Genomic DNA, 8399 nt, shown 5'->3' with positions numbered 1-8399 from the left:
ACCCAATCTCCTCCAACAGAAGCCTACCCCTAAAGAATATCAGGTCTGATGACTCACATCAAATCTTGGTCACACCCGTAAAGAAAAGAAGAAAGCAACTATTAGCTGAATTGGCTTAAGCCTACCTTGGTTAAAATATTGTTGGTAAGCTGAGAAACCGAGATCGAAAATAATCAGTCTCTTTACAATAACCTACTGCCTACCATTCCCATCAGCTAGGGGTTAAGAAGTTTCTTTTTTACTTTATAAACCAGTGTGTGCAACCGCAGACCCACAATCCGTTGAAGGTTAAGCGGTGCAATATCATTCGAGCTGGCACGTTGGTGGTCAAAAAATTCATTGAGTTCAGTCAAGATCATGCCTAAACGCCTCAAAATATTGTCCTTGCGATATTCCAACAGCAACGGCTCAATCCCGCTAGGCGGTTGATAATTCTGGACGGTTCGCAAAATTCGCTGAACGTCAAACGCTGTGCTACATCCGGCAATCTTCTGGCAGTTGAACCCTGGATCCAAATAGTCCGACAAGCCGTGATTAACGCTGGAAAACACCTGACAGCCACAGGCCATGGCTTCAAGCGGCTGCAAACCAAATCCTTCTGTGACCCCCTGCACCGCCCAATATTCCGCTGAGTCGTAAAGATACACCTTCGAGCGATTGAACAGTTCTGCCAGACTGTCCACGAAGCCATCAATCACTTGCACATTAACCTTGGGCTTAAGCGCCGGAATTAGCTGATTCAAGAGATAGGAAGAGGACTTCCGGGCATGAACCAGGACATCGATTTCGCGATCGCACTGAAGATTGGCAAATTCCGGCGAGATTTCGTTAGGAAGGTAGTAAAGAAGCGTATGGGGCGATCGCTGGCCCCAGTAGCCCAGGGTATTGCGGCTGACGGTGACAATGGGAATCCTGGCCGGCAGCCGAAACCCATACTCACTGCTGTGGGCGTGGTAAATTACCGGATATTGGGTGAGTTTTTTCACTAGCTTGGGAACATCAAATCCCCAACTCACTACAAAGATCACGTCATCTAGGTGCGGCTGTTGTAGTAAATCCGGCAAATAGGGTTTATCGGGCTCTCGCTGCCGATAGGTCACCACCTCTGCGGCACAGAGCTGCTGCGCTAGGGCCAGCGTCTTTTGCTCTGCGAACAAGCCGCCGCAGTGAAATTTTTTGGTGGTTCCCGGCAGGAGAAACAGCAGCTTGCGCATGAGACACCCATGAAAGACGGGTCGTATCTTATCATCAAAAAACAGGTCCCTCAGCAGCAACCAGCATGATTCAAGCGCTACGCGAGCAACAGATTCAAGATGGGGGTCAACTCCAGTCTTTAGACGATGGCCAGAGCCTCATCAACACCTATAACAATGACGAAGCCGCGCTCCAGGCCGTTGAACAGAGCGTGGCCCTCTGTGATCGCTCCCACTGGGGCCGAATTGAAATTTCCGACCGCGATCGCCAGTCGTTTTTGCACAACCAAAGCACCAACGAGATCAAAACGCTGCAACCCGGTCAGGGCTGCGAAACCGTCATTGTCACCTCCACGGCCCGAACCCTCGATCTGGTCACGGTTTATTGCCTAGAGGACTCTCTCTTGCTGCTAACCTCCCCCAATCGTCGGGCACAGCTCCTGAGTTGGCTCGATCGTTACATCTTCTTCCAGGATAAAGTCAAACTCACCGATCTCAGTGCTCAAACCGGGACCTTTAGCCTGATTGGACCGGAAAGTGAAGCCCTGCTGCAACACTTAGGCTGGACCTTACCGACCCAAGCCCATCACCATACGGTACATTTGTTTGGGAGCCAGGAGGTTCGAGTGGCTAAGGGATCGGGGTTGGCCAGTGCGGGCTATACGCTGATTTTTGAGGCCGATATCGCAGGATCACTCTGGCGATCGCTCCGGGAGGCCGGCGCGGCTCCCCTAGGTGAATCTGGCTGGGAGCAACTGCGCATTCAACAGGGACGCCCCAAAGCCGATGCCGAACTCACCGAAGACTACAACCCCTTGGAAGCTGGACTTTGGCACACCGTTTCTCTCAATAAAGGCTGTTACATTGGCCAGGAAACCCTGGCGCGATTGAATACCTACGACGGGGTGAAGCAAAGGCTCTGGGGTCTGGTTCTCGCTGACCCCGTTGAACCTGGAACCTCGATTCTCGTGGAGGATAAAAAAGTTGGGGTGATCACCAGCGTGGCTTCCAGGGGCGATCAAGCCGTGAGCCTGGGCTATGTGAAAACAAAAGCTGGAGAGGCTGGCACCCTAGTGCAGATAGGCTCAGCCACCGCGAAACTGATCGAGGTGCCCTTCTTAACCCGTAGCATCAGCACCAGCTCGTAAAACAACCCGATCATTCAATTAAAACAGCTAAATTAAGGCAGGTCGTAATTGGTGACAATCACTTCCGCAATCTTGCCCCTACAATTCCCCTTAGAATTAATCGAACGGCTGGCTCGGACAAGGGAGAGATTAAACGCCTGGTATAGTTCTAAAATGAGGGGAGCAGAGGAGTTTGAAAGCATAAACTTCACCCCCTTTTGATCTAGCCGTTCGCAAACATCCCGCAGCTGAAGTTGCCGGTCTGTATCAAATCCTTCCTTGCTGTAGCTCGTAAAGCTTGAAGTCACATTTAGGGGAACGTAGGGGGGATCAAAATAGACAAAATCCCCCTTCTCAGCTTTCAATTCTACGGTCTCAAAGGAGTCCACCGTAATTTCGGCATTTTGCAGGACTCGACTGCAGGCCAACAAATTGGGTTCATCTAAAATTTTAGGGTTTTTATAATTTCCAAAGGGCACGTTAAAATGGCCCTTTGAATTCACCCGATACAGGCCATTAAAACAGGTTTTATTCAAAAAAATAAGACGACTCGCCTTACGTACATCTCCCCAGGCGGAATAAGTTGAGGTGCGATCGGCCCGACGCATTTCATAAAAATAATCTTTGCAATAGTAATGTTTTTCTAGGCTTTTAATGAGTTTTTCTACATCCTTTTTTACCACACGATAGACATTAACCAGATCGGGGTTAATATCACTAAGAAACGCAGATTCAGGTTCCAGGGCAAAGAAAAGTGCTCCACCGCCAATAAACGGCTCAAAATACCGGGCGTAGGTTTCTGGGACGCGCTTGATCAACTCCGGCAATAGCTGCCCCTTGCCTCCAGCCCACTTTAGGAATGGTCTTGCAGGACTAACTTTAATACGTTGGTCTTGGTCCAGCGGCGTTCGTGGCATAAGCTCGAAGCAAACTCTTAATCTTGAAACCTGCGCTTTGAGAGGTCACCTTCCCTATTGTTTTGCGAAATAGTGTTTTTCACAGGTACTCTTGGTGGGATATCAGCCTAAGCGGAATGCGTTAGATGCATTTTACTGGTCGCCCTCACCCTAAATCCCTCTCCCAGAATTGGGAGAGGGACCTTGCTCCTCATGGCTGAGGTCCTCACCACTGATTACGTTTTTTACTTCTTACTTTTTTCCTTAGGACTCGATTTGGCAGATTCCTTTGCGTTCTCCGCAGACGCTTGAGGCGCAGGTTCGGGAGTGAACTCTTCTACTTTTGGCGGCTCCTTACCCACGGTATTGGCCGAAACCTCTACCCCCATATCGAGCTTTTGTCGGACCTGCTGATTGATATCCTCCGCAAATGCCGGATTTTCCTGCATGTAAACAATGGTGTTATCGCGGCCCTGACCCAGATTTTCGCCATTGTAGCTGTACCAGGCTCCTTTACGGGTAATAATGCCGGTTTCTTCAGCCATATCCAGCAGACAGCCCAAGGTAGAAATGCCCTGACCAAAGACCACATCAAATTCTGCAATGCGGAAGGGGGGTGCCACCTTATTTTTAACCACCTTAACCTTGGCGCGAATGCCGTATTCCTCAGTGCCTTTTTTCAGAGTCTGAATACGGCGAATGTCCAGCCGCACTGAGGCATAAAACTTCAGGGCATTTCCCCCCGTGGTGGTTTCCGGATTGCCATAGGTCACTCCAATTTTGAGGCGAAGCTGGTTTAAAAACACCACAATCGCGCCCGTGCGACCAATATTCCCCGTAATCTTGCGTAGAGCTTGACTCATGAGGCGAGCCTGGAGTCCCACATGGGTATCACCCATCTCGCCCTCAATTTCAGCTCGGGGCACCAAGGCTGCAACAGAGTCCACCACCACAATGTCTACCGCAGTGGAGCGCACCAACTGATCCACGATTTCCAAGGCCGCTTCTCCCGTATCCGGCTGAGCCACCAATAAATTATCGATGTCGACCCCCAAGGCGGCGGCATAGGTGGGATCTAGGGCATGCTCAGCATCAACAAAGGCCGCAACGCCTCCTTTTCTCTGGGTTTCGGCGATCGCGTGTAGGGCGAGGGTGGTTTTACCCGAACTTTCTGGACCATAGATTTCCACCACTCGCCCCTTGGGAAACCCTCCTCCTAACGCCAGATCTAGCGTCAGTGCACCGCTGGGGATCGTCGCCACGCGCATCTGGGTGGCGTCCCCCAGGCGCATAATAGCCCCTTTACCAAAGGAGCGCTCAATCTGACCAATGACAACGTTTAAGGCCTTTTCGCGCTCTGTATTGTTTGTAGATTCTGGTGCCATACTGCCTCGATATTGGTGATAAACGACGGGCGAATTGACCTTGCCCTCTAGGGCACAGCCCTGAAGATCCCAAAGACATTCAGAGTGACGCTCACAGTGACGCTAGATCAGCGCAACCCTCTCTCAATCCAGCCGGTTGGATTCATTATTGTAGGGGGGATCGCGCAAATTCTAGAGATTTTTCAGATAATCCTAAAAATTCAAACCCCAGCCCTCGCCTATTATAGTACAAGTATATTACCTCGAAACAGACTCACTGGAGTTCAATCTGGTCCGTAAATTTGTCACACTGGTAGGCTGGTGTTTTGCAAAACCACAAGGGTACGATTTCAGGCATGGCAACATTTGACCCCCATTTACTCACCCAGCCTGAGATTTTATCGGTCGGCGGCTTGACCCAATTTATTCAGGCGCTTCTAGAGGAGGACCCACATTTAGTTCAGGTGTGGGTCACTGGGGAGGTCTCCAGTTTAAACCACCATCGCAGCGGGTTATTTTTTACCCTGCGCGATCCAGAAACCCCTGCAACCCTGCGCTGCGTCATTTGGACTAGCTACCAGGACAAGGTGGTTTTCCTGCCGGAACAGGGGGAACAGGTCATCGTGCTCGGGCGAATTCGCCTCTATCCCCAGCGCGGGGAATATCAGCTCATGGTTTGGCAGGTGCTGCAAGCTGGGGAAGGACTGATGGCCCTGCGACTGCAGCAATTGCGCGATCGCCTCAAGGCGGAGGGACTCTTTGATCCAGAGCGAAAGATCCCCCTGCCTGCCTTTCCCCAAACCATTGCCGTGGTCACCTCACCGGCAGCGGCGGCCTGGGGTGATATTCAACGAACGCTCAAGGCTTCTTCGCCTGGACTGCGGGTATTATTGTCCCCCACCATGGTCCAGGGAGATTTAGCCCCCCCCTCCATCGTGCGCGCCCTTGAGCGAGTGGAAGCTGATGGTCGGGCTGAGGTGATTATTCTCGCGCGCGGGGGGGGAGCTTCGGAGGATTTAGCCTGCTTTAACGATGAACAAGTGGTGCGCGCCATTGCCCACTGTTCCATCCCAATTATTGCCGGCATTGGGCACCAGCGAGACGAGTCCCTAGCGGACCTGGCCGCCGATTGCTGCGCCCATACGCCCACCGCAGCCGCAGAGCTAGCCGCGCCACGGTTCACGGAAATTCAACAGGCCCATCAGGAGCGCCGACAACAACTCTACTGGGCTGTGCGAGATCGCTTTGATCAGGCGCGCCAGGTCCATCGCACCCAGTGCCTGCGGCTACAGCGGGTTCGCCCTGACCAACGTATGAACCAGGAGATCCAGCATCTTCAGCGACTGCGTCAAACGATCATCCGCATTATGCGTCAGCGTCTGAGTACCCAGGCTCAGTATCATCGGTCCCTGCATCAGCAGATGGAGGCCCTCGATCCCCACGCCATTTTGAACCGGGGCTATGCCTTGGCCAGAACCCAGACAGGTGAATTGCTCAGGGTCGCCCACAGCGCTCAGGTAGGTCAATCTCTGACCCTGCAACTGGCTCAGGGCACTGTGCAGGTCCAGGTGACCGCCATTGAGTCACCGTAGCCCTGGGTTGACGTCTACTTGCTTATTGAGAATTTATGAGTTCCTCGCGAAAGAAATCAACGCCCCAACCAGAGTGGCATTATGAAGCAACCGTGGCTAAGGTCGAAGCCATTATTGAGCAAATTGAAACGGGAAATCTGGATTTAGAAGCGGTCTTTGATCAATTCGCTGAGGCGACCCGCTACCTCCAAGAATGTGATCAGTTCCTGAGCAGTCGTCAGGAAAAAATTGAGCTGTTGATTGAAACCCTGGGTGATTCCGCGAGCCAGTGATCCACCCCAAAGCCTAGGGCTAGCTGGGGGTGCCCCAGTTCAAGCGCCAGATGCAAGGCGGCACTGCGGCCCACGCGGGTTTCAAAGACCGAGGAGAATACCAAGGCCGAGGTCAAACCCTTGGCGCGATCGCGGATCTGCTGGGGGAAGCCCATGAGGGCGGGTTTAAGCACAAATAGCCCCGGCCAGCCCCAAGCCAACCATTTCTCCCAATCCCGTCCCGTTGTAATGGCTTCATCCAGCGCCAGGGGAGTCTGGAAGGTGCGGGCCAGAGCCAGCAGGGCTGGTCCGTCTGCGGCAGGCAGCGGCTGCTCTAGGTATTCCACGGCGGCCCGCGAAGCAGATCGTTGAGCGTCACAGACCGCTAGCCATCGCTCTGCACAAGTTTGGGTCAGCCCCCCATTGGCGTCAAGGCGAAGACGCGCGGATTGAGGAAGTTGAGCCAGTAACTGCTCAAAAATGGGGAGTTCCGTCTCAGAATCCGTCACCCCAATTTTCCATTTAAAGGTGCGATAGCCTTGCTCCCACAAGGGCTGCCATTGCTTCAGGGCTGAGGCTCCAGCCGAGAGCAAAGCACAAATCGAAGCCGAGGCTAAGGAGGGGCTTGACTGGGGCAACCGTCCCAAAAGCTGCTCCAGGGCACAGCCAAAACCAAATTGGCAGCAAGGGAGGTCAGGGGGGATCTGGGCAATCTGGGCAAGGGTGACCGTCTGGCCAAGGGAGCGACAAACGTCCAGGGCTGCTTCCTGAGTCTCGGTGCCAAACCAGGGCAAGGGAGCAATTTCCCCCACCCCCACTCGTCCCTGGCAATCGCGCAGATAAACCCAGATACCCTCCCGCAGCCGCCAGAGACCATGGTGAGTCTGTAGGGGCCGACGAAAGGGACGCTGGTAGGGACAAAAGGCCACCTGGTAAGCAGCCCGTTCCTGGCCCCTGGCCTCGGGAAAAGGAACCCCCATCACGGCATCGCCTTCCATGATACCCTCCGCCCTGATGCCCTCCGCCCTCCAGTCCATCAGGCCAGCCCAAAACTCTCCCAGGGCTGAGCCGCGAGCATAAATCCAAGCCCCAGCAGCAATCCGCTCCAGAAATGCAGCGCCACGGCAATAAACTTACAGTTTTGCACCAGCTGGGGCTGATGATGGTGTGCCCCAATGAAGCGGCAGAGCTTTACGGCGTAGGGTAAACTCCCCCCCATGAGCAAGGTCCACACGGGAAACTGCCCCATCAGGACAAACAGCAGCAGCAGGCCAAACAAAATTCCACAGATGCCCGGAAGCAGTTGGGCTCCTCTGGCGGTTCCCAAGCGCACAATGGGCGATCGCTTCCCGGCCTTGCGATCATCTTCGACCTGATGAAAGTGGGAGCAATACAGGATGAGACTGGTGACCCAGCCAAGCAGAATGGAGGCCAAAAGATTGACCCCGGACCAGCTCTGAGTTTGACTGTAGTAAACCGCTGAAAGGGTAATCGGCCCATAGGCGAAAAAGCACAGGATTTCGCCCAACCCTTGATACCCCAGGCGAAACGGGGGACCTTGATAGAGGTAACCCAACAGACAGGCAGCACCAATTAGGGCCAGGACGGTGATATCCTGCTGATCATAGGCAATCCTGAGAATTAGCCCCAGACCGATCAGTAAACAGCCGTTCCCAATCCAAAACACTAGGGACTTATTGGCGGTCAAGTTCACCAGGGAATGGTGCTTATTGCGGTCAATTCCGGTTTCGGAGTCAAACACATCATTGCTGATGTTGCTCCAGGCCACAATGGCGATCGCGGCTGTCAAGAACTGAGTGAACGTGCCCCAGTCCACCTCGCCTGTCTCCCACCGGGCAATTGCAGTGCCGACCCAAATTGGAACCACGGCCACGCTATACATGGGGGGCTTAAGGGCAGCCAACCAGAGCTGGCGACGGGATTTTTCAAGGGGAGGAGCCGTCATGGAGCAGTTC

The 8399-nt window shown here is 53.4% G+C and carries 8 protein-coding genes; 3 read left to right on the top strand and 5 right to left on the bottom strand.

From position 1 onward, the window contains the following. Positions 1–215: 215 nt before the first annotated feature. Positions 216–1214, bottom strand: a complete 999-nt coding sequence (locus tag QQ91_RS13005; protein WP_166282690.1) for a glycosyltransferase — start codon at positions 1212–1214, stop codon at positions 216–218. 65 nt (positions 1215–1279) lie between these two features. Here QQ91_RS13005 and ygfZ point away from each other — a divergent pair, with 65 nt between their 5' ends. Then, complete coding sequence (ygfZ, locus tag QQ91_RS13000) at positions 1280–2341, top strand: CAF17-like 4Fe-4S cluster assembly/insertion protein YgfZ (RefSeq protein WP_166282688.1); 1062 nt, start codon at positions 1280–1282, stop codon at positions 2339–2341. A 32-nt stretch (positions 2342–2373) separates the two neighbouring features. Here the strand turns inward: ygfZ and QQ91_RS12995 are convergent, their stop codons facing one another. Both QQ91_RS12995 and recA read right to left on the bottom strand, forming a co-directional pair. After that, positions 2374–3237 carry a DNA adenine methylase gene (locus QQ91_RS12995; protein WP_166282686.1) on the bottom strand — a complete coding sequence of 288 codons (864 nt, stop codon included), beginning with the start codon at positions 3235–3237 and terminating at the stop codon, positions 2374–2376. 224 nt (positions 3238–3461) lie between these two features. After that, positions 3462–4601, bottom strand: a complete 1140-nt coding sequence (gene recA, locus QQ91_RS12990; protein WP_166282684.1) for a recombinase RecA — start codon at positions 4599–4601, stop codon at positions 3462–3464. Between the two features lie 335 nt (positions 4602–4936). Here recA and xseA point away from each other — a divergent pair, with 335 nt between their 5' ends. Together xseA and xseB are read left to right on the top strand one after the other, a co-directional pair. Next, complete coding sequence (gene xseA, locus QQ91_RS12985) at positions 4937–6172, top strand: exodeoxyribonuclease VII large subunit (protein ID WP_166282682.1); 1236 nt, start codon at positions 4937–4939, stop codon at positions 6170–6172. A gap of 35 nt (positions 6173–6207) precedes the next feature. Continuing rightward, positions 6208–6444, top strand: a complete 237-nt coding sequence (xseB, locus tag QQ91_RS12980; protein ID WP_166282680.1) for an exodeoxyribonuclease VII small subunit — start codon at positions 6208–6210, stop codon at positions 6442–6444. On the opposite strand, the gene QQ91_RS12975 is transcribed toward xseB, so the two are convergent. Together QQ91_RS12975 and menA are read right to left on the bottom strand one after the other, a co-directional pair. Beyond that, complete coding sequence (locus QQ91_RS12975) at positions 6390–7460, bottom strand: o-succinylbenzoate synthase (RefSeq protein WP_236096187.1); 1071 nt, start codon at positions 7458–7460, stop codon at positions 6390–6392. The genes xseB and QQ91_RS12975 overlap by 55 nt on opposite strands. Continuing rightward, complete coding sequence (menA, locus tag QQ91_RS12970) at positions 7460–8389, bottom strand: 2-carboxy-1,4-naphthoquinone phytyltransferase (RefSeq protein ID WP_166282678.1); 930 nt, start codon at positions 8387–8389, stop codon at positions 7460–7462. Before menA ends, QQ91_RS12975 begins: the two co-directional genes overlap by 1 nt. Positions 8390–8399 lie beyond the last annotated feature (10 nt).

Origin of the sequence: Lyngbya confervoides BDU141951, assembly GCF_000817775.3 — a bacterium.
In the GTDB taxonomy this organism is placed as follows: Bacteria; Cyanobacteriota; Cyanobacteriia; order Thermosynechococcales; family Thermosynechococcaceae; genus Lyngbya; species Lyngbya confervoides.
The sequence above is the reverse complement of the archived record's forward strand: the minus strand, read 5'-3'. Positions and strand labels throughout refer to the sequence as shown.